Annotated in this window: 15 protein-coding genes; 5 read left to right on the top strand and 10 right to left on the bottom strand. The window is 72.7% G+C overall.

The window, feature by feature from the left end; all coding sequences use genetic code 11:
• Position 1: 1 nt before the first annotated feature.
• A complete protein-coding gene (locus IE106_RS06245) occupies positions 2-484 on the top strand; it encodes an ATP-binding protein (RefSeq protein ID WP_229840089.1) in 483 nt (160 codons plus the stop codon).
• A 39-nt stretch (positions 485-523) separates the two neighbouring features.
• Here the strand turns inward: IE106_RS06245 and IE106_RS06240 are convergent, their stop codons facing one another.
• From IE106_RS06240 to IE106_RS06230, 3 genes are all read right to left on the bottom strand, one after another.
• Complete coding sequence (locus tag IE106_RS06240) at positions 524-940, bottom strand: VOC family protein (RefSeq protein WP_189530646.1); 417 nt, start codon at positions 938-940, stop codon at positions 524-526.
• 10 nt (positions 941-950) lie between these two features.
• Entirely contained in the window at positions 951-1,460 is a 510-nt protein-coding gene (locus IE106_RS06235) for a helix-turn-helix transcriptional regulator (RefSeq protein ID WP_189530644.1), read from the bottom strand.
• Positions 1,461-1,682: 222 nt separating this feature from the next.
• Positions 1,683-2,330 (bottom strand): TetR/AcrR family transcriptional regulator, encoded by a 648-nt coding sequence (locus IE106_RS06230; RefSeq protein WP_189530642.1) that lies wholly within the window; start codon positions 2,328-2,330, stop codon positions 1,683-1,685.
• Positions 2,331-2,449: 119 nt separating this feature from the next.
• Here IE106_RS06230 and IE106_RS06225 point away from each other — a divergent pair, with 119 nt between their 5' ends.
• The 3 genes from IE106_RS06225 to IE106_RS06215 all read left to right on the top strand — a co-directional run bounded on the left by IE106_RS06225 (position 2,450) and on the right by IE106_RS06215 (position 4,698).
• Complete coding sequence (locus IE106_RS06225) at positions 2,450-3,643, top strand: cytochrome P450 (protein ID WP_189530640.1); 1,194 nt, start codon at positions 2,450-2,452, stop codon at positions 3,641-3,643.
• A 5-nt stretch (positions 3,644-3,648) separates the two neighbouring features.
• Positions 3,649-3,864: a ferredoxin gene (locus IE106_RS06220; RefSeq protein WP_189530638.1), complete on the top strand. Its 216-nt coding sequence runs from the start codon at positions 3,649-3,651 to the stop codon at positions 3,862-3,864.
• A 153-nt stretch (positions 3,865-4,017) separates the two neighbouring features.
• A complete protein-coding gene (locus IE106_RS06215; protein WP_189530636.1) occupies positions 4,018-4,698 on the top strand; it encodes an adenosylcobinamide amidohydrolase in 681 nt (226 codons plus the stop codon).
• Positions 4,699-4,777: 79 nt separating this feature from the next.
• On the opposite strand, the gene IE106_RS06210 is transcribed toward IE106_RS06215, so the two are convergent.
• Together IE106_RS06210 and IE106_RS06205 are read right to left on the bottom strand one after the other, a co-directional pair.
• Entirely contained in the window at positions 4,778-5,200 is a 423-nt protein-coding gene (locus IE106_RS06210; RefSeq protein WP_189530634.1) for a PPOX class F420-dependent oxidoreductase, read from the bottom strand.
• Between the two features lie 107 nt (positions 5,201-5,307).
• Positions 5,308-5,985 (bottom strand): DUF4230 domain-containing protein, encoded by a 678-nt coding sequence (locus IE106_RS06205; protein WP_189530631.1) that lies wholly within the window; start codon positions 5,983-5,985, stop codon positions 5,308-5,310.
• A 339-nt stretch (positions 5,986-6,324) separates the two neighbouring features.
• Between IE106_RS06205 and IE106_RS06200 the strand changes: the two genes are divergently transcribed.
• Positions 6,325-9,321 (top strand): carbohydrate binding domain-containing protein, encoded by a 2,997-nt coding sequence (locus IE106_RS06200; RefSeq protein ID WP_189530628.1) that lies wholly within the window; start codon positions 6,325-6,327, stop codon positions 9,319-9,321.
• A gap of 228 nt (positions 9,322-9,549) precedes the next feature.
• Here the strand turns inward: IE106_RS06200 and IE106_RS06195 are convergent, their stop codons facing one another.
• From IE106_RS06195 to IE106_RS06175, 5 genes are all read right to left on the bottom strand, one after another.
• A complete protein-coding gene (locus tag IE106_RS06195; protein WP_189530625.1) occupies positions 9,550-9,834 on the bottom strand; it encodes a hypothetical protein in 285 nt (94 codons plus the stop codon).
• Between the two features lie 235 nt (positions 9,835-10,069).
• Positions 10,070-10,255 carry a hypothetical protein gene (locus IE106_RS06190; protein ID WP_189530622.1) on the bottom strand — a complete coding sequence of 62 codons (186 nt, stop codon included), beginning with the start codon at positions 10,253-10,255 and terminating at the stop codon, positions 10,070-10,072.
• A gap of 460 nt (positions 10,256-10,715) precedes the next feature.
• The gene (locus IE106_RS06185; protein ID WP_189530620.1) at positions 10,716-11,903 is read right to left on the bottom strand and encodes a PP2C family protein-serine/threonine phosphatase; all 1,188 of its coding nucleotides are present in this window, start codon (positions 11,901-11,903) and stop codon (positions 10,716-10,718) included.
• A gap of 349 nt (positions 11,904-12,252) precedes the next feature.
• Positions 12,253-14,739: a SpoIIE family protein phosphatase gene (locus IE106_RS06180; RefSeq protein WP_189530617.1), complete on the bottom strand. Its 2,487-nt coding sequence runs from the start codon at positions 14,737-14,739 to the stop codon at positions 12,253-12,255.
• Entirely contained in the window at positions 14,736-19,079 is a 4,344-nt protein-coding gene (locus tag IE106_RS06175; RefSeq protein WP_189530615.1) for a HAMP domain-containing hybrid sensor histidine kinase/response regulator, read from the bottom strand. Before IE106_RS06175 ends, IE106_RS06180 begins: the two co-directional genes overlap by 4 nt.
• Between the last annotated feature and the right edge of the window lie 337 nt (positions 19,080-19,416).

Raw genomic sequence — 19,416 nt, 5'->3', positions numbered from 1 at the left:
GATGCCCGCCCCGCCGCTGCGGGCGGAGGGATCCGCCCGCAGCGGGTATACGGACCGGCACGACGAGGAGACGACAGGAGTGGAGGAGGGCATGGCGGTCCCCGACGTCGCGACGAACCGCGCGCACCGTCCCACCACCGCGGCGGCGGCACGTGATCACGTACGCCACCTCCTCACCACCGGGGTCGGCCCGCCGCCGTCCGAGACCGCGGTCAACGACATCCTCCTGGTGACCTCCGAGCTCGTCACCAACGCCCTCAGGCACGGCGGCGGCGTCACCCGCTTCCACGCCGCGCTCGACGCGCACGCCATCCGCATCAGCGTCACCGACCGCTCGCCGGTCTTGCCCCGCACCACCCCGCGCGACGGCGCCGCCGTCCCCGGCGGCTACGGATGGCCCCTCATCCAGCGCCTCAGCACCGCCATCACCATCACGGCGGAGGACGGCGGCAAGACGATCACGGTCGTGGTCGCGTCCCGCTGACCCCGTGCGGCGGCCGGCCGGGGCCTTCGCGGGCGGTCCTCACCGCTTGCGGGACTGGGTGAGGCGGATCATGTTGCCGGCCGGGTCGCGGAAGGCGCAGTCGCGGACGCCGTAGGGCTGGTCGATCGGTTCCTGCAGCACCTCCCCGCCGGCGGCCCTGACGCGTTCGTAGGCGGCGTCGCAGTCGTCGGTGGCGAAGATCACGCCCCGCAGCATGCCCTTGGCCAGCAGTTCCGCCATCGCCCGCCGGTCGGCGGGCGATGCGTTGGGGTCGGCGAGCGGCGGTTCGAGCACGATCTCCACGTCCGGCTGCGCGGGTGAGCCGACGGTCACCCAGCGCATCCCCTCGAACGCGACGTCGTTGCGTACCTCCAGGCCGAGGGCGTCGCGGTAGAAGGCGAGCGCCTTGTCGTGGTCGTCGACGGCGACGAAGCACTGGGAAAGGTTGATGTCCATGCCGCCGACGCTACGAGGCGGCGCCGGATCCCGCTTCTCCGATCCTGACCGGTTCCCCGGTCCCCGCCGGGCCGCCCTTCCCGACCGGGCCGCCCTTCCCCGCCGGGTCGCCTCTCCCGACCGGGCCGCCGTTCCTGACCGGCCGGGTGAGGACCTTGGCGACGCACGCCGGGATCGCGGCGCCGGCCTCGTGGCGGCGGGCCCGGTAGACGCTCGGGGGTTCGCCGACCAGCTCGGTGAAGCGCGAGCTGAACGACCCCAGCGAGGTGCAGCCGACCGCGAAGCAGACCTCGGTCACGCTCATGTCGCCCCGCCGCAGCAGCGCCTTCGCCCGCTCGACGCGACGGGTCATCAGGTAGCCGTAGGGCGTCTCCCCGAACGCGGCGCGGAAGCTGCGGGAGAAGTGCCCGGGCGACATGAGGGCCACGCTCGCCAGCGCCGGGACGTCCAGCGGCCGCGCGTAGTCGCGGTCCATCACGTCCCGAGCCCGACGCAGCCGTACCAGGTCCTCCAGGATCATGCACGCCAGCATCGCACGGGGGCGCCGGCCCGCCCCCGCCGGCCGTGCTCCCGGACCGCTGGGCGCGCACGCCGCGATCCCACCGGCCGCGGCGTGCGCGGACCGGGCGGCCGGAGCGGGACCGGCGTCCCGGCCCCGGGGACGTCTCCCGCCGCGTGTCCGCCCGAACCCGCCCTCGGGTACGGGGCGCCCCGAGGGCGGAGGCGCGCGCCGCGGGGCGGGTCAGCCGGGTGGGGGGCGGGTGGCGGCGGAGCCGCCCAGGAGGTGGGTCAGGGCGTCGGTGACGAGGCGGGTGACCTCGGCGGGGTCCGCGTCGGCCAGGGGGTGCTTGCGCAGGACGACGCGCATCAGCCCGATGCCCAGCAGCCAGGAGAGGACGAGGTCGGCGCGCAGCGCCCTGTCGTCGGTGTCGCTCAGCGCGGCGAGCGCGCGGGCGTAGTCGGCGCCCAGGGACGTGACCGCCGCGGTCACCTCGTCCTGCGCGCCGACCGACCGCAGGAGCGTCTCCAGGTACCTGGCGGCCCCGGTCGTGTGCCCGTCCCGATCCGGCGGGGGCGTGAGCATGCTCGACAGCATCACCTCCACGAGCCGGTCGGGAGAGGTGGTGCGCAGCTGCTCCAGGCCGTCGCGCGCCACCGCCTCGCCGAACAGGGCGCGCTTCGAGCCGAAGTGGCGGAAGAGGAGGGCCTGGTTGACGCCCGCGCGGGCCGCGATGTCCCGGACGGTCGCCCGCTCGTACCCGCGTTCGGCGAACAGCTCGGACGCGGCGACGAGCAGCCGCTCCCGCGTCGACCCACCGCCCGCCCGGTCCCGGGCCGCCCCGCCGCGTCCGGGGCGCGCCGCCCCGGCCTCCGTCCCCTCGGCCTCCACCCAGCCGCCCCCTCTTCTGCCGCTCCACTCCCCGAGACGGGGGCGCGGAGGCGCCGTTGACCGCCGCCGAGGCCAACTCTAGGTTGGTAAGCAGCTGCTTACACCAGGGAGGTTTCCCCGTGACGACCGCTCGCGAGCAGACACCAGTGGCCTATCCGTTCAACGAGCCCGAAGGACTGGAGCTCGCCCACGCGTACGCGAAGGCGCTGGAACAGCCGGGCCTGTTACGCGTCCGTATGGCCTACGGCGAGCCCGCCTGGCTGGCCACCCGGTACGCCGACGCCCGCTTCGTCCTCGGCGACCGGCGCTTCAGCCGGGCCGAAGCCGTCCGGCACGACGAACCCCGCCAGTCCGAGGCACAGCAGGAGGCGGGCATCCTGGGCATGGACCCGCCGGAGCACACCCGCCTGCGCACCCTCGTGGCGAAGGCCTTCACCATGCACCAGGTCGAGAAGCTCCGCCCGCAGGTGCGGGAGCTGACGCACGGTCTCCTCGACGACCTGGAGGCCGCGGGCCCGCCCGTGGACCTCGTCGAGCACTACGCCCTGCCCCTGCCCGTCGCCGTGATCTGCCGGATGCTGGGGGTTCCGGAGGAGGACCGCCCGAGGTTCCGCGTGTGGAGCGACGCGGCCCTGTCGACGAGCTCGCTGACCGCGGACGAGGCCGTCCGCAACCGCGAGGAACTGCGCTCCTACATGGCCGGGCTGATCCAGGACCACCGGGAGAACCCCCGTCCGGACCTGATGACCGGGCTGATCGACGCCCGTGACACGGGCGACCGGCTCACCGAGCGGGAACTGGTCGACCTGTGCGTGGGCCTCCTGGTCGCCGGACACGAGACCACGGCGAGCCAGATCCCCAACTTCGTCTACGCGCTGCTGGAGCACCCGGACCAGCTCGCCCTGCTCAGGGAGCGGCCGGAGCTGGTGGCGGGCGCGGTGGAGGAGCTGATGCGGTTCGTGCCCCTGGGCAGCGGGGCCGCCTTCCCCCGGTACGCCACGGAGGACATCGAGGTGGGCGGCACCCTCGTACGCGCCGGGGAGCCGGTCCTCGTCGCCGTCGGGGCGGCGAACCGCGACGCGCTGAAGTTCACCGCGCCCGGCCGGCTCGACATCACCCGCACGGGGGTGCAGCACCTCGGGTTCGGTCACGGTGTCCACCACTGCCTCGGCGCTCCCCTGGCCCGCCTCGAACTGCAGGAGGCGCTGCTGGCGCTGCTGGCCCGCTTCCCGGGCCTGCACCTCGCGGGCGACGTGGTGTGGAAGAACCAGATGCTGGTCCGCGGGCCGCGCGAGATGCCGGTGGGGTGGTGACGCCGATGGCCTGGAAGGTCGGCGTCGATCCCGGACTGTGCATGGGGTCGGGCATGTGCGCGGCCCTCGCCCCCGACCTGTTCCGGCTGGAGGGGACGTACGCCGAACCCGTCCGGACGGAGATCCCCGAGGACGAACGGGCCCTGGACGCGGCGGACTCCTGCCCCGCGCTGGCCATCGCCGTCCGCGACGGTGCGAGGACGGTCGGCCCCCGCCCCTGACTCCGGAGCGGCCCCGCCGCCCCGGTCCGGGGCGGCGGGCGGCGGACGCCGTCGGGGGGTGGGACGACCCGGGCCGGGCGTACGCCGGCGGACGGGCGCGTACGGGACCTCGCGTACGATCAGCCGGTTCCGTCCCCCCGCGAGGAGTGCCCCGTGCCCACCGCCGTCCCCCCGACCCGAAGCGCCTCCGGTCCGCTGCTCGTGCAGCGGGCGACCCGGGTCGAGGACGGCGAGGGGCTGCACGCCCTGCTGTGGCGGGCGGGGACCGGCTGGCGGATGATCAGCAGCGCCGTCCTGGGCGGAGGCATCGGGGAACGCGCCTGGGTCCTCAACGCCCAGGTGTCCCACGGCTACCGGCGCACCGACCCGGAACGCCACCTGGCCCGGCTCGCCCGTGAGGCCGGCGCGCACGGGCCGGGGGTCGGGCTGATGACGGCCGCCGACGTCTCGGAGTACGGCCGCGGGCACGACGGCGGCGTCGACGCCGTCGCCACCGCGGGGCTCGGAGTGCGGGGGTGGGCCGCCTCCCCCGATCGGGGCGCGGCCGTGCCGGCCGGGCCGGGCACGGTCAACATCGTCGTCGCGCTCCCGGTGGCGCTGACCGACGCCGCGCTGGTCAACGCCGTGGCCACGGCCACCGAGGCGAAGGTGCAGGCCCTGCTCGACGCGGGCCACGACTGCTCCGGTACGCCCACCGACGCGGTGTGCGTCGCCGCGCGCGCCGTACGGCCCGGCGAGGAGGCCCACGCCTTCGCCGGGCCGCGCTCGCTGTGGGGCGCCCGTCTGGCCCGGGCCGTCCACGCGGCCGTGCTCACCGCCGCGCCCGCCGCCTGAGCCCTCGCGCGTCGGGCGCGTACGACTCCGGCGGCCCCTGCCCGGGGCGCGCGGGCCGCGCGCCTTCGTTCCCGCGCGGTCAGCCCGGCTGGTGGTGGTCCTTCAGCGCGCCCCAGCCGTGCCAGCGCTCCACGTCGATCCACGCGCTGACCCGGCCGCGGTCCCGCTGCTGGTACTGCGTGCCGAGGTAGTGGCGGGACAGCCGGTCGATGTCGGCCAGGCCCTCGTCCTCGCGCATCTCCACCACCCGGCCGATCAGGCTCACATGGGTGTACCAGGACTTCTCGTCCAGCACGGTGAGGGTCACCCGGGGGTCCCTGCGGAGGTGGCCCAGCCGCTTGCGGCCCTCGTCCATGTTGACCAGTACCCGTCCGTCGTCCTCCCACAGGTACCACGTGGCCGTCGAAACCGGCTGGCCGTCGGACCGCAGGGTCGCCAGCACGGCCGGGTTCGGCTTGCGCAGCAGGGCGACGGCTTCTTCCGGCAGCGGGGGCCTGGACATGGGTCTTCCTCCTCGTTCGGCCCGGTCCGGCCGTCGTGCCGAACCGGTTCGCAGCCTACGCCCGGCGGCGGACGGCGGCGGGCAGTGACGCCTCCGGCGCCGCCGGCTCAGCCGTACGTCACCGTCACCTGCCGGAACCCCAGGGAACCCAGCAGGCCCTTCAGCATCGCGGTGGTGTTGCGCTCGGCGCGTCCGGTGAGCCCGCTCTCGCCCGCGGCCTCCCCGATGCGCTGCGCCGCCAGCCGCTGTACCGCGCGCTCGTCGTTCGGGTTGTCGGAGAACAGGTCGCCGAGCCGGTCCAGCAGTCCGCGCTGCTTGGACACCGCGTAGGACCGCTGCGGGTCCAGGGCCGGCGCGCCCAGCACGGCGTGCGGCAGCCGGATCACGGCGGACGTCCGCTCCTCGTTCACGGTGACGTCCTCGGGGCCGGCCTTCCCCAGGTCCACGTACGCGCCGACGGTGCCGGCCGCCACGTACAGCGTGCGGGTGCCGCGCAGGGCGTCCGGCAGGAACTTCGCGTCCTTCTCCAGGTCCACCACGATCTGGTAGGAGCCCGCGGCGCCCTCGTAGCGGCTGAGGTCCTGGATCGACTGGAGCAGCGCGGGCCCGGAGCGGTCCCGGGTCTCCTCGCCGAAGAGGTCGCCCCACCCCGACACGAGGCCGAACCGCCCCGCCACGGTGAACAGGACCACCAGGGTCAGCAGGGCGGCGGGGACGGTGAACCACCACGAGGGCCTGTGGCGCGCGGCCGCCGCGCGCGGGAGCTTGTCGTCGGAGGTCTCCACGCGTTGCGGATGCCCGCGGCCGCCGGGAATACTCCCGCGCGCTCCCACCGGCCCACGGCTCCGGCCGTCCGGACTGCGGAGGGGCCGGTCCGCCGGGAGGACGGTGCGGCGCCCCGCCCCGCGATTCCCGGTCCAACCCCTTTACGGCCTCCCCTGCCCCGAGTAACTTCCCGGTCTTGAAAGGAATTTCAGAAAGTTTCCGTTCGCCCTTCCCGTGCGGATCCCCCCGCACGCGGGCCCTGAGGCGCGTCAGGGAGAAGGCGGCCGGACAGGCGCTGACACGGCGCGCCTGGAGTGCCCGCCGCCGCGGTGCCACCGCGGCCTTCCCTGGAGACACGCATGAAACGCACCCCCACACACCTGCCCGGACGGCCCCTGGCCGCCGCGGTGGCCGCCTGCGGCGTCCTGGGGCTGGTGGCCGCCGCGGGCGGCGGCACGGCCTCGCCCCCGACCGCGCCGGTCGCCGCGGTCGACGACACGACCACCGTCTTCTACTACACGAAGACGAAGAACTGGGCCCAGTACCACCTGCACTACGCCCCCGACGGCGGCTCCTGGACCACGGCGCCGGGCGTGCGGATGGAGGCCGCCTGCACCGACTGGGTGAAGAAGACCGTCACCCTGGGCGCCGCGGGGGGCCTGCGGGCCACCTTCACCGACGGTTCGGGCACCTGGGACAACAACGGGGGCAGGAACTACGACCTCGGCACGGGGAGCGTCACCGTCAAGGACGGCACGGTCGCCCACTCCGACCCCTGCGCCGGCACCGGCCCGGACCCGACCCCCGCCCCCACGCCGGGCGGCGGCAAGGCCACGGTCTACTACTCCACCCGCACCCTCGGCTGGTCCACCGCCAACCTCCACTACCAGCCCGCCGGCGGCTCCTGGACCGCCGTGCCCGGCGTCGGCATGCAGACGGCGTGCGCCGGCTGGTGGAAGAAGGAGGTCGACCTCGGCACGGCGGTCTCGATGAAGGCGGCGTTCAACAACGGCAACGGCGTCTGGGACAACAACAAGGGCGCCGACTACGCCCTGACCACCGGCCTCACCACCGTCCAGGACAACACCGTCACCCCGAACGCCGCCGACCCCTGCGCCGCCGAGGCCCCCGACACGAGGGCGCCGACCGCCCCGACCCGGGTCACCGCGAAGCCCGACGGGGTGTCCGTCGTGCTGACCTGGGAGCCGTCCACCGACGACAGGGGCGTCACCTCGTACCAGGTCACCCGCACCGGCGGGACCAGGGGCAGCGTCGTGACCGACGTCGGCTCCACCGTCCTCTCCGACACGAACCTGGAGGAGAGGACCGCCTACACCTACACGGTCAGGGCCCTGGACGCGGCCGGCAACGTCTCCGCGGCCTCCGCCGCCGCCACGGCGGCCACCGGGGACGAGCCCCCGGCCTCCGCGCCCGGCAGACCGCTGGGCACCGACCCGCGCAAGGACCCGATCTACTTCGTCCTGACCGCCCGCTTCAACGACGGCGACACGACGAACAACCGCGGCGGCAGCCAGCACGAGAAGTCCGGCAACGCCGCCCACGACGACCCGATGTTCCGCGGCGACTTCAAGGGCCTGGTCCGGAAACTGGACTACATCAAGGGCCTCGGCTTCTCCGCCGTGTGGATCACCCCCGTGGTCCTCAACCGCTCGGACTACGACTACCACGGCTACCACGGCTGGGACTTCCACCGGGTCGACCCGCGCCTGGAGTCCGCCGGCGCCTCCTACCAGGACCTCATCAACGCCGCCCACGCCAAGGGCATGAAGATCTACCAGGACGTCGTCTACAACCACTCCTCCCGCTGGGGCTCCAAGGGCCTGTTCGTCCCCACCGTCCACGGCGTGCGCGACAGCCAGTGGAGCTGGTACTACGACGAGAAGCAGCCCGGCTTCGAGTACGACGGGCTGACCGTCGACCCCAAGAGCGGCAAGTCGTACTACAACGGCGACCTGTGGTCCACCGCGGAACCGGCCGGGAACACCTGCGTCGACTGGGGCAAGCCCCAGGGGACGTCCCCGGAGGGCTACCGCATCCGCAACTGCCAGTGGCCGAGCCCCACTTCGGGCATGTTCCCCAAGTCGCTCTACCACAACTGCTGGATCGGCAACTGGGAGGGCGAGGACTCGCGTTCCTGCTGGCTCCACGACGACCTCGCCGACCTCAACACCGAGAACCCGCAGGTGCAGAACCACCTGATCGGCGCCTACAACAAGTACATCGACATGGGCGTCGACGGCTTCCGCGTCGACACGGCCGTCCACATCCCGCGCACGACCTGGAACCGGCGCTTCCTGCCCGCCATCCAGGAGCGCGTCACCCAGCGGCACGGGGCCGAGGCCGCGCGGAACTTCTTCGTCTTCGGCGAGGTCGCCGCCTTCGTCAACGACAAGTGGAACCGCGGCTCGGTCAACCACTCCGCCCAGTTCTACACCTGGAAGGAACGCAAGGAGTACAGCGCCGACGACGGGAGGGCCGCGCTCGAGATGTACGACCACGAGCAGCAGGCCGGCCCGGCGAACCAGCCCACGTCGACCAACGCCTTCCTCGACGGCAACGCCTACCACGCCCCGGACCGCAGCAGGTTCTCCGGGATGAACGTCATCGACATGCGCATGCACATGAACTTCGGTGACGCCCGCAACGCCTTCCACAACGGCAAGGACTCCGACGACAGTTACCACGACGCCACGTACAACGTCGTCTACGTTGACAGCCACGACTACGGTCCCAACAAGAGCAGCGAGCGCTACACGGGCGGCACCGACGCCTGGGCCGAGAACATGTCCCTGATGTGGACCTTCCGCGGCATCCCCACCCTCTTCTACGGATCGGAGATCGAGTTCCAGGCCGGCAAGAAGATCGACTGCGGGCCCACCTGCCCGCTCGCCACGACCGGCCGCGCCTACTACGGCGACCACGTCGCGGGCGACGTGAAGGCGTCCGGCTTCTCCAAGGTCGACTCCGCCACCGGCGCCGTCGCCACCACGCTCCAGAAGCCGTTGGTCAAGCACGTGCAGCGGCTCAACGAGATCCGCCGGGCGATCCCCGCCCTGCAGATGGGCCAGTACTCCACCGAGGGCGTCACCGGCGAGATGGCCTTCAAGCGGCGCTACACCGCCGGCGGCACCGACAGCTTCGCGCTGGTCACCGTCACCCACGGTGCCACCTACACCGGGATCCCCGACGGCACCTACACCGACGCGGTGACCGGTGACACGCAGGTGGTCACCGCCGGCAAGCTCACCGTGGCCGCGCCCGGCAAGGGCAACCTGCGGGTCCACGTCCTGAACGGCACCGGCAGGATCGGGGCCGCCGGCCCCTACCTGAAGTAGCCCGGCGGGAGTCCCGCGCCGCGGGGCCGGTGGCGGGTGCCGCCGGCCCCGCACCCCTGCCGCGGCGGAGGGCCGGCCGGCACCGGCCGGCTCCGCGGGCCGGGCGGCCGGCCGGTCGTCGTACCCGCCCAAGCAGCCCAGCCGCCCCGGACGGAGTCACGGGGCGGCTGGGCGTCGTGAACGGCTCGGCGCCTCCTCAACGAAGGGTGAGGCGGGCGAGCCGCACGGTCAGCGGTTGCGCGGGAGGAGAACCGCGGCAGCGTGGGCGTTGTCCTCGTCCACGATGTGCACCGACTCGCTCTCCTCCTCCTTGACGTTCTCGGAGCAGTCGATGTTGTTGTTGGCGGCCGAGATGATCGGGATGTCGATGACCTCGACGACGTCGCAGCTGAGGACCTGCGTGTCGTTCTCGAACTTCGTCGTGTCGTCATCGGCCGCCTGCGCGGTCCCGGCGGCACCACCAGCGACGGCGAGAGCAGCGAACGTGCAGGCGAGGGCGCTCTTGAGCTTCATCCTTCTCTTTTCCTTCTGAGTCTGAGAGGTTTCATGTCGTTGTTCCGGCGAAGTGGCGAGCCGTCGACCGGATTGTTCGGCCGGGCTCGGCCACGACGCCGGAACATGGTCATGTCTGCCGTCACGGCACTGATCCATCAAGGCATGAGTGCCATCTTCGACCATCACCAATCAGTAAAACGAAGCTCGACCTGCAGGGGTATTGCTCCAACCGAGTGGTGTCAGCCCGGCCCTCTTACTTCTTGATGGTGACCTTTTCCTTCTTCTCGTAGCTGTGGTTCTCCGAGCAGTCGATGGAATTGTTCGCCGAGGAGAGGATCGGGATGTCCAGGACCTCCAGGACGAGGCAGGACAGGATCTGCGTGTCGTTGTCGAACTTGGAAGCTTCGTTCGCGTGCGCCGTGCCGCTGCTTCCGCCCACCAGAAGAGCCGCAGCGGTCAGAGAGAGCAGCGCCATACCTTTTCTGCGCATGATGACCTCCACAAGGTCGAGTCGTTGACGTGCCCGCGAGTAAGCGGGAACCGAAACGTAACCGCACACCCGGCCGGACAACGGCGCACGAAACGAGTCGTGCCGCCATCAGGGTGACTAAATCACCATCGCAGCGGAATGCGGGGGCGGCAGCAGCGAAAAGGAGCGGCGCCAGCCTGTCCGTGAGAAGGATCGGAAACAGCAGGCTGACACCGCGACTCCAGAGGCTAGGAGTGCCCCTCTGAAGGTGCCGAACCAAGGCCCGGCCCGTGGTCCAGGCGGACCCGCACAGCCCCTGTGCACTTCGGCGTACTGCGTAACTCGCCGCATCGATCCGAGGTTCCGGGATGTCACCCGATTGCAGGGCCCGTAGGTCAAGCGGCACCCGGCGGGCCGGGGCGGGGCGCGGTCAGCCGGCGGTGCCCCCGCCGCCCTGCCGCCCGTACCAGTCGAGGCACACCACGAGGGCGTCGTCGACCAGGGACGGCCTGCCGTGGTGCTCCGCGAGGCGGCGCAGCACGGCGCCCGGGACCTGGGTCGGCGGCAGGAGGCGCGTGGAGGCGAGGGCGCGCGGCAGGGCCCGGTCCCCGAACCGCTCCCCGGCCTCCGAGAGGGCGTCGTACACCCCGTCGCTGGCGAACAGCAGCCGGTCGCCGGGCAGGACGGTGAAGTGCTCCGGTGTGTAGACCGTGTCCTCGAACATCCCGAGCGGCAACTGCGCTTCGAAGGGGTACGCGTCGACGGCGCCGTCGCGCAGGCGCCACAGCCGGGGCGAGCCCGCGTCCACCGCCTCGACCTCCCCGGTGGCGAGGGCGAAGCGCAGCAGCAGCACCGACACGTGCGCACGGCCCCGGTACTGGGCGTAGACGGCCTGGTCCGCCAGGGCCGCCTGCCCGACGAGGTCGAGGCCGGCGCGCCGGGCGTTGCGCAGCGCGTTCACGGCGAGGTTGGTCAGCAGGGCGGCGTCGGTCCCCTCCCCCATGCCGTTGGTGACCGTCAGGGTCAGGTGCTCGGCGGAGACGGACCAGTCGTAGTTGTCCCCGAAGACCGCGTACGCGGGTTCCAGTTGCGCGCCGATCGAGAACTCGGGGCGGGCGCACGAACGGCCCGGCAGGAGCTGCCACTGCATCTCCGCGGCGAGGGTGAGCCGGGTGGCCCGCCGCGCCAGGACGTACAGGTCGGTGTCGCGTTCGGCGACGAGGATCTCGTGGCCCAGGGCGTCGCAGACGTGCTGCAACTCCGGCAGGACGGCCCGTGCGTCCGTGGGTCCGGGCAGTTCCAGGGAGAGCACGCCCAGGCGGTCGCCGCGGATCGTGACGGGCAGGTGGACCTCCGCGGGTCCCGCCGCCCCGCCGCCCAGGACGTGCGGCTCCTGCGCGCCGAACGCCCGGCCCTGGGGGCTGTCGTGGACGGGTACCGGTTCCGTCGCCCACGGGGGCCCCTCCACGGCCTGCAGCGACCGCATGCCGTAGTCCGCCAGCCACAGCCTCACTTCGCGGGCCCCGTACCGCTCGGTGAGCGCGGTCCTCACGACGTCGAGCAGGGTGTGCGGCGCGGCACGGCGCAGGGCCCGCTCCAGGGCAGCGATCTCTTCCACGTCGTCCGTCTTCTCGTGCGTTGTGAAACGGCAGGCCGTCTCGCCGTCGGCAAGGGGGCCGGGTACCGGCGCACGACGGCGTCGCCGCTGTCGCGCGGGGGGACCGTGCGGCATCGGGGCCGCCCTGATTCTAGCCAGGCGGAAACATTTGCCGGGCGGCAACCGTCGTGGCCGGTCCCGCGCCCCGGGGCCATCTTGCAGCGCCCCGCCCGGTGTTTCGAGCAGGACGGGGCTCCTCGCACCCGTGCCGATGCCTCCCCCCGGGCCTGTGGACCCGGGGGGAGGCACCGGCACGGGGTCTTCCCACGACCCGCCGGTCCCGCGGTCCGCCGCGGGGCCGGTCCCCCCCTCACTCGATGTGGATGCCGATCAGGCACGTGTCGTCGTCCGTGTCGGAACGACTGTGCGTCAGCAGCCGGTCCAGCCGGTGCGCCAGCGACGGCGCCGGTCCCCGTGCCGTCGTCAGCAGGTGGTTGAGCGAGTCCTGCACGGCGGTGTCCCGCCTCTCGACGAGGCCGTCGGTGTACATGAGCAGGGAGTCGCCCGACTCGAGCGTGACCTCGCACTCCTCGTACTCGGCCTCGGAGAGCGCCCCGAGGAGCAGCCCCTGGGGCATCGGCAGCGGCTCGGCCGTCTCCGCGCGGACCAGGACGGGCGGGAGGTGCCCGGCCCGCGCCCAGCGCAGCACCCGCGTCGACGGGTCGTACAGACCGCACACCGCGGTGGCCGTGACCTGCTCCGTGAGGTGGTGGGCCACCATGTTGAGCCAGGACAGCAGCTGGGCGGGGCCGGCCCCGGTGACCGCGAGTCCGCGCAGGGCGTTGCGCAGCACCACCATCCCCGTGGCCGCCTCGATGCCGTGGCCCGCGACGTCGCCGACGCAGAACAGGATGCGCTTCGACGGCAGGACGACCGTGTCGTACCAGTCGCCGCCGACCAGCGACTCCGATTCGGCGGGCCGGTAGCGCACGGCGACGTCGAGGCCCGGCATGTCGAGCGGGACGCGGGTGGGGGGCATGATGGCGTGCTGGAGCTGCAGCGCCAGCCGGTTGCGCTCGGCCGCCTCCTGCTCGGTCTGGGCGAGCTGGTCGCGCGTCGCGGCGAGCGCCACCTCGGTCCAGTGCTGCGACGAGATGTCCTGGTACGCGCCGCGGACCGCGATCAGGCGGCCCTCGGCGTCGAGGACGGGCTCGGCGATGACCCGGATGTGCCGGGTGACGCCGTCGGGGCGCCGCAGCCGGAACGCGACGGTGTCGGGCCGGCCGTGGTGCAGGACCGCCCGCAGGAACCGGCCGATCGCCACCTCGTCGTCCGGGTGCGCGTACGACGACAGCTCCTGGAGCGGCACGGGGCCCTCGGGGTGCGGCCGGCCGTACAGCGAGAACAGCTGGCCGTTCCAGGTGATCTCACCGGTCGTCAGGTCCTCCTCGAAACCGCCGACGCGGCCCAGGCGCTGGGCGTGCTGCAGCAGGCGGGCGAGGCGGGCGGTCTCGTCCTCGATGCGCCAGATGAGCAGGACACCGCCGCCGTGCCGGCTGACGCTGATGTCCGCGAACACCGGGAGGGGGACCTGGTCGACGAGCGCGGTCAGCGTCGTCCGCCGTGCCCGGAAGGGCTCGCCGGTGGCGTAGACGCGTTCCACCTTGCCGAAGAGTTCGCTCTCCCCGGCGGCCATCGGGTAGGCCTCCAGCAGCAGCGCGCCGGCCACCGCGCTGCGCGGCCGGCCGGCCGGGTCCTGGAAGTGCTGGTTGACGTGGCGGATGCGGAAGTCGGCGAGCCGCCCCTCCGCGTCCAGGTGCGGGGTGAGGACCAGCGCCGCGTCGTACAGCCCGTCGGACAGGTCCACCAGCTCCGACACGTCGGCGAACTCCCGCGAGACCCCGGGCGGGTACGCCGACGAGGCCGGAAGGGTCTCCAGCGTGTGCGCGCACAGGTCGGCGAGGGCCTCCAACTGCCGCACCACGGGCTGCGGTTGCGGACCGACCGGGACGGGCCAGCAGATCTCCAGCACCCCGTGGATACGGCCGCCCGTACCGGCGGGCATGGCCACGCGGCCGCCCTGCGGGTACTCGGCGCGGCCGATGGACGGGACCCCCGAGTCGGACAGGGAGGTGATCCGGACCGTTTCCCGGCCGTCGAGCGCCCGCCGGGCGACGGTCGCCACGCCCGGCGGCACGTACCACCAGCGGCCCGCCTCCTCCAGGCTGAAGCCGGCGTGGCCGGAGAGGGTGAGGGAGCCGTCCGGACCGGCCGTCCAGACGGCGGCGCCCGTCGCGCCGAGCGGCGCCAGCGCGTGCTCCAGCAGGGACTCGACCATCCGCTGGGTGTCCCCGGCGGCCAGCGCGGCGCTCTCCGCCGTGCGCAGCCGCACGGCGACGGACACGTCGCCGTCGTCCTGGGGCAGCGCCTCGCCGACGGTGCGCCGGACGAAGTCGTCGACGACCTCGGCGACGTGGTCCCGGGCCGCCTGGTTGACGATGTCGGCCGCCAGTTCCAGCGGCGCCACGCCGGCCTGCTCGGCGAGCTCGGACAGCTGCCGGGCGGCCTGGGTCGGCCCGCACCCCAGCCGCTCGATCAGCACGCCCTTGGCGAGCTCGATCAGCGCCCGTCCGTCGGCGGCCGCCTGGGCGGCGCGCACCTCCTCCCGCAGGCGGTCCACGGTGGCGGCCAGCCGCCCCACCGCGGAGTCCTGCTCCGGCCGCCCCGTCGGGAGCGCGCCCCCGGAGTACGGCACGGCGTGCTCCGCGACGTCCCTCACGACGAGGTCCGCCGCCGCGTCGGAGGCGTCCGCCGCACCGGTGGGGTCGGAGGCGCTCCTCGTGTCGGAGGCGGTCATCGCGTCGTCTCCGCCCCGCCGGTCCGCGCACGCATCCAGTGGCGCACGCGGGCGATGAGGTCGTGGGCGTCGACCGGCTTGGTGACGTAGTCGCTGGCCCCCGCCATGATGCTCTTCTCCCGGTCCCCCGGCATCGCCTTCGCGGTGACCGCGATGACGGGCAGATCGGCGTACTCCGGCATGCGGCGGATCTCGGCGGTCGCCGCGTACCCGTCCATCTCCGGCATCATCACGTCCATCAGGACGAGGTCGATCTCGGGGTGCTCGCGCAGCGTCTCGATGCTCTTGCGCCCGTTCTCCGCGTGCAGCACCCGCAGGCCCTGGAGTTCGAGGATGCCGCTCAGCGCGTAGAGGTTGCGGGCGTCGTCGTCCACGGCGAGGACCGTGCGGCCCCGCAGCTCGCCGTCGACCTCCTTGAGAGGTTCCTGCTGGGGCAGCTCGTCCGGCCGGACCAGGGGCACCACCACGTCGCCGGGCTGCTCCGCGGACAGGTGCAGGGCGATGCGTTCGCGGAGTTCGTCGAGGCTGGACAGGAGCTCCAGCGGACGGTTCCCCGCCCGCTGCCGCAGGTCCAGCTCCTGGGCGCGGTCGTGACGGCGGCTGGTGTGGGCGAGGACCGGCACGGTGCGCAGCGCCGCGTCGCCGTCCATGGCGTCCAGGAACCGCAGGGCCTCGCCGTCGGCCATGTCCAGCTCCAGCACGACGCAGTGGAACGGCTCGGCTGCGAGGACCGCCGCGGCCTCCTGGGCGCCGAGGGCGGGGATCACCTCTATGTCCACGCCGTCGCCGGGCCGCTTCTCACCGCCTCCGACCTCGGCGACGGCGCTCTCGGCGACGAGGGAGATCAGGCCGCGCGGCCGCTCCTCGATCACCAGCAGCCGGCGCGTCGGGCGCGTCGGGGCGACGGGACCGCGCCGGGTCCCGCTGGGCGACTGCTCGGACTGCTCGGACTGCTCGGCCTGCTCCAGCTCGGCACGGTCGGGGGCCGTCTCGGAGTCGGCGTGGAAGTCCGTACGCGCCACCGGCAGGTGGAGGGTGAAGACGCTGCCCTGGCCCGGGACGCTCTCCGCGGTGACGGCGCCGCCGAGGAGGTGGGCGATCTCCCGGCTGATGGACAGGCCGAGGCCGGTGCCGCCGTACTTGCGGCTGGTGGTGCCGTCCGCCTGCTGGAAGGCGCCGAAGATGCTCTCCAGCTGCTCCTTCGCGATGCCGATGCCGGTGTCGCTGACCCGGAAGGCCACCACGGGGCCGTCGCTCCGGGAGACGGAGGCGGGGACCTCGTTGTGGGGGACCGGCTCGATGAGCAGCTCGACGCTGCCGTGCTCGGTGAACTTCACCGCGTTGGACAGCAGGTTGCGCAGGATCTGGCGCAGCCGCGAGTCGTCGGTCAGCAGGTCGGCGGGCACACCGGGCGCGGTGGTGATGGCGAAGTCGAGGCCCTTCTGCGTGGTCATGGGCCGGAAGGTGGCCTCCACGTAGTCGAGGAGCCCGCGCAGCGGGACCCGCTCGGGGTTGAGGTCCATCTTGCCCGCCTCGACCTTCGACAGGTCCAGGATGTCGTTGATCAGCTGGAGCAGGTCGGAGCCGGCCGAGTGGATGATGCCCGCGTACTCGACCTGCTTCGGCGTCAGGTTGCGCGTGGGGTTCTGGGCGAGCAGCTGGGCGAGGATGAGGAGGCTGTTGAGCGGGGTGCGCAGTTCGTGGCTCATGTTGGCCAGGAACTCGGACTTGTACTTCGACGCGAGGGACAACTGCTGGGCCCGCGCCTCCAGTTCCTGGCGCGCCTGCTCGATCTCCAGGTTCTTGCGCTCGATGTCGTGGTTGCGGTCCGCGAGAAGCGCCGCCTTCTCCTCCAGCTCCGCGTTGGAGCGCTGCAACTCCTCCTGCTGGACCTGGAGTTCCTCGGAGCGCGACTGGAGCTCCGACGCCAGCCGCTGGGACTCCTCCAGCAGCTCGTCGGTGCGCGCGTTGGCGACGATGGTGTTGACGTTGACGCCGAGCATCTCCATCAGCTGCTCGAGGAAGTCGCGGTGGACCGTGGTGAAGGGGCTGAACGACGCCAGCTCGATGACGCCGAGGACCTGGTCCTCGACCAGGATCGGCAGGACGATCACGCTGCCCGGCGCCATCTCCCCCAGGCCGCAGGTGATGCTGATGTACTGACCGGGCACGTCCTCGGCGACGATGGTGCGCCGGCTCAGGGCCGCCTGGCCCACCAGGGCCTCGCCCAGGCGGAAGCGGTCGGGGCTCTTGTCGCCCACCGGACGGCCGTACGAGCCGACGAGCCGCAGCTCCGTCTCCTCGGCCGAGTCGTCCGCCAGGTAGAAGGCGCCGTACTGGGCCGACACGAGCGGCGTCAGCTCCTCCATGACCAGTCCGGCCACGGTGGCGAGGTCGCGGTGCCCCTGCATGAGGCCCGAGATGTGGGCGAGGCTGGTCTTGAGCCAGTCCTGCTCCTCGTTGGTGCGCGTCGTCTCGCGCAGGGACTCCACCATCGCGTTGATGTTGTCCTTGAGCTGGGCCACCTCACCGGACGCCTCGACGGTGATGGACCGCGTCAGGTCGCCCTCGGCGACCGCGCTGGCGACCTCGGCGATGGCCCGGACCTGCCGGGTGAGGTTGCCGGCCAGCTCGTTGACGTTCTCCGTCAGGCGCTTCCAGGTACCGGAGACGCCCTCCACCTCGGCCTGGCCGCCCAGCCGGCCCTCGCTGCCGACCTCCCGCGCGACGCGGGTCACCTCGGCGGCGAAGGAGGACAGCTGGTCGACCATCGTGTTGATGGTCGTCTTGAGTTCGAGGATCTCGCCGCGCGCGTCGACGTCGATCTTCTTCGACAGGTCGCCGTTGGCGACCGCGGTCGTGACGAGGGCGATGTTGCGGACCTGGCCGGTCAGGTTGTTCGCCATCGAGTTGACGTTGTCGGTGAGGTCCTTCCAGGTGCCGGCGACGTTCGGCACCCGCGCCTGGCCGCCGAGCATGCCCTCGGTGCCGACCTCGCGCGCGACGCGCGTCACCTCGTCCGCGAACGCGGAGAGGGTGTCGACCATCGTGTTGATGACCCCCGCCAGCGCGGCGACCTCGCCCTTGGCCTCGACCGTGATCTTCTGCGACAGGTCGCCCCGCGCCACCGCCGTCGCGACCTGGGCGATGGAGCGCACCTGCCCGGTGAGGTTGGACGCCATCACGTTGACGTTGTCGGTGAGGTCCTTCCAGGTCCCCGACACGCCCCGGACGGTGGCCTGGCCGCCGAGGTTGCCCTCGGTGCCCACCTCGCGCGCGACGCGCGTCACCTCGTCCGCGAACGCGGACAGCTGGTCGACCATCGTGTTGATGGTCTCCTTCAGGGCGAGGATCTCGCCGCGCGCGTCCACCCGGATCTTCTGCGACAGGTCGCCCCGCGCCACGGCGGTGGTGACCTCGGCGATGGACCGCACCTGGGCGGTGAGGTTGTCCGCCATGACGTTGACGGACTCGGTGAGGTCCTTCCAGGTGCCGGAGACGCCCTTGACGTCGGCCTGGCCGCCCAGTCTGCCCTCGGTGCCCACCTCGCGCGCGACGCGCGTCACCTCGTCCGCGAACGCGGACAGCTGGTCGACCATCGTGTTGATGGTGTTCTTCAGGGCGAGGATCTCGCCCCGGGCGTCCACGTCGATCTTCTGCGACAGGTCGCCCTTGGCCACCGCCGTCGCCACCTGCGCGATGGAGCGCACCTGGGAGGTGAGGTTGCCGGCCATGAAGTTCACCGAGTCGGTGAGGTCGCGCCAGGTGCCGGAGACGCCCTTGACGTCGGCCTGGCCGCCCAGTCTGCCCTCGGTGCCCACCTCGCGCGCGACGCGCGTCACCTCGTCCGCGAAGCCGGACAGCTGGTCGACCATCGTGTTGATGGTGTTCTTCAGCTCCAGGATCTCGCCGCGGGCGTCCACGTCGATCTTCTGCGACAGGTCGCCCTTGGCCACCGCCGTCGCCACCTGCGCGATGTCCCGCACCTGGGAGGTGAGGTTGCCGGCCATGGCGTTGACGGAGTCGGTCAGGTCGGCCCAGGTGCCGGACACCCCCGGCACCACCGCCTGGCCGCCCAGCGTCCCCTCCGTGCCCACCTCGCGGGCGACCCGGGTCACCTCGGACGTGAACAGCGCCAGCTGGTCGACCATGCCGTTGAAGACGGTGGCGATCTCGCCGAGGAGGCCGTCCGCCCCCTCCGGAAGCCGGGTCCCGAAGTCACCGTCCCGCACCGCGGTCAGACCGGCCAGCAGACCCCGCAGCTCCGGCTCCCCGACCGCGCCGGCCCGGCGCGTGCGTGACCGCGGCACAGGGCGGGAGTTCTCGACTGTCTCAGCCATGACCATCCTCATCAGCGCTCGCCTGGTCCGACAGGATGCCCCCGCGAACCTTTGTCATGCGGCAAATGTCGTCAGCCTACCGTGTCGGACATCCCCCCTGGGAACCCGTCGGTCCGCCCGCCCGGGACTCCGCGCCCCGGGCGCGTCCCCGCTTCCCGGACGCGGCCGGGGCCCGGCACCGCGCCCGCGCCGGACCGTCCCCTTCCGGTGCCGCGCCCACCAGCGGGGGCCGCGTCCTTGGGCCGTCAAATGGCGGAAAGATATGGTTGCACCGCGGGCAAGCGCCCCGTCGTCGATGATGCGCCGTGCGCAGTGCGTTCCCCTTTCCGAGCATTGC

It is taken from the genome of Streptomyces roseolilacinus, from assembly GCF_014649335.1.
Classification (GTDB): Bacteria; Actinomycetota; Actinomycetes; order Streptomycetales; family Streptomycetaceae; genus Streptomyces; species Streptomyces roseolilacinus.
Note: the sequence above shows the minus strand (reverse complement) of the source record. Positions and strands in the feature narration are given on the sequence as shown.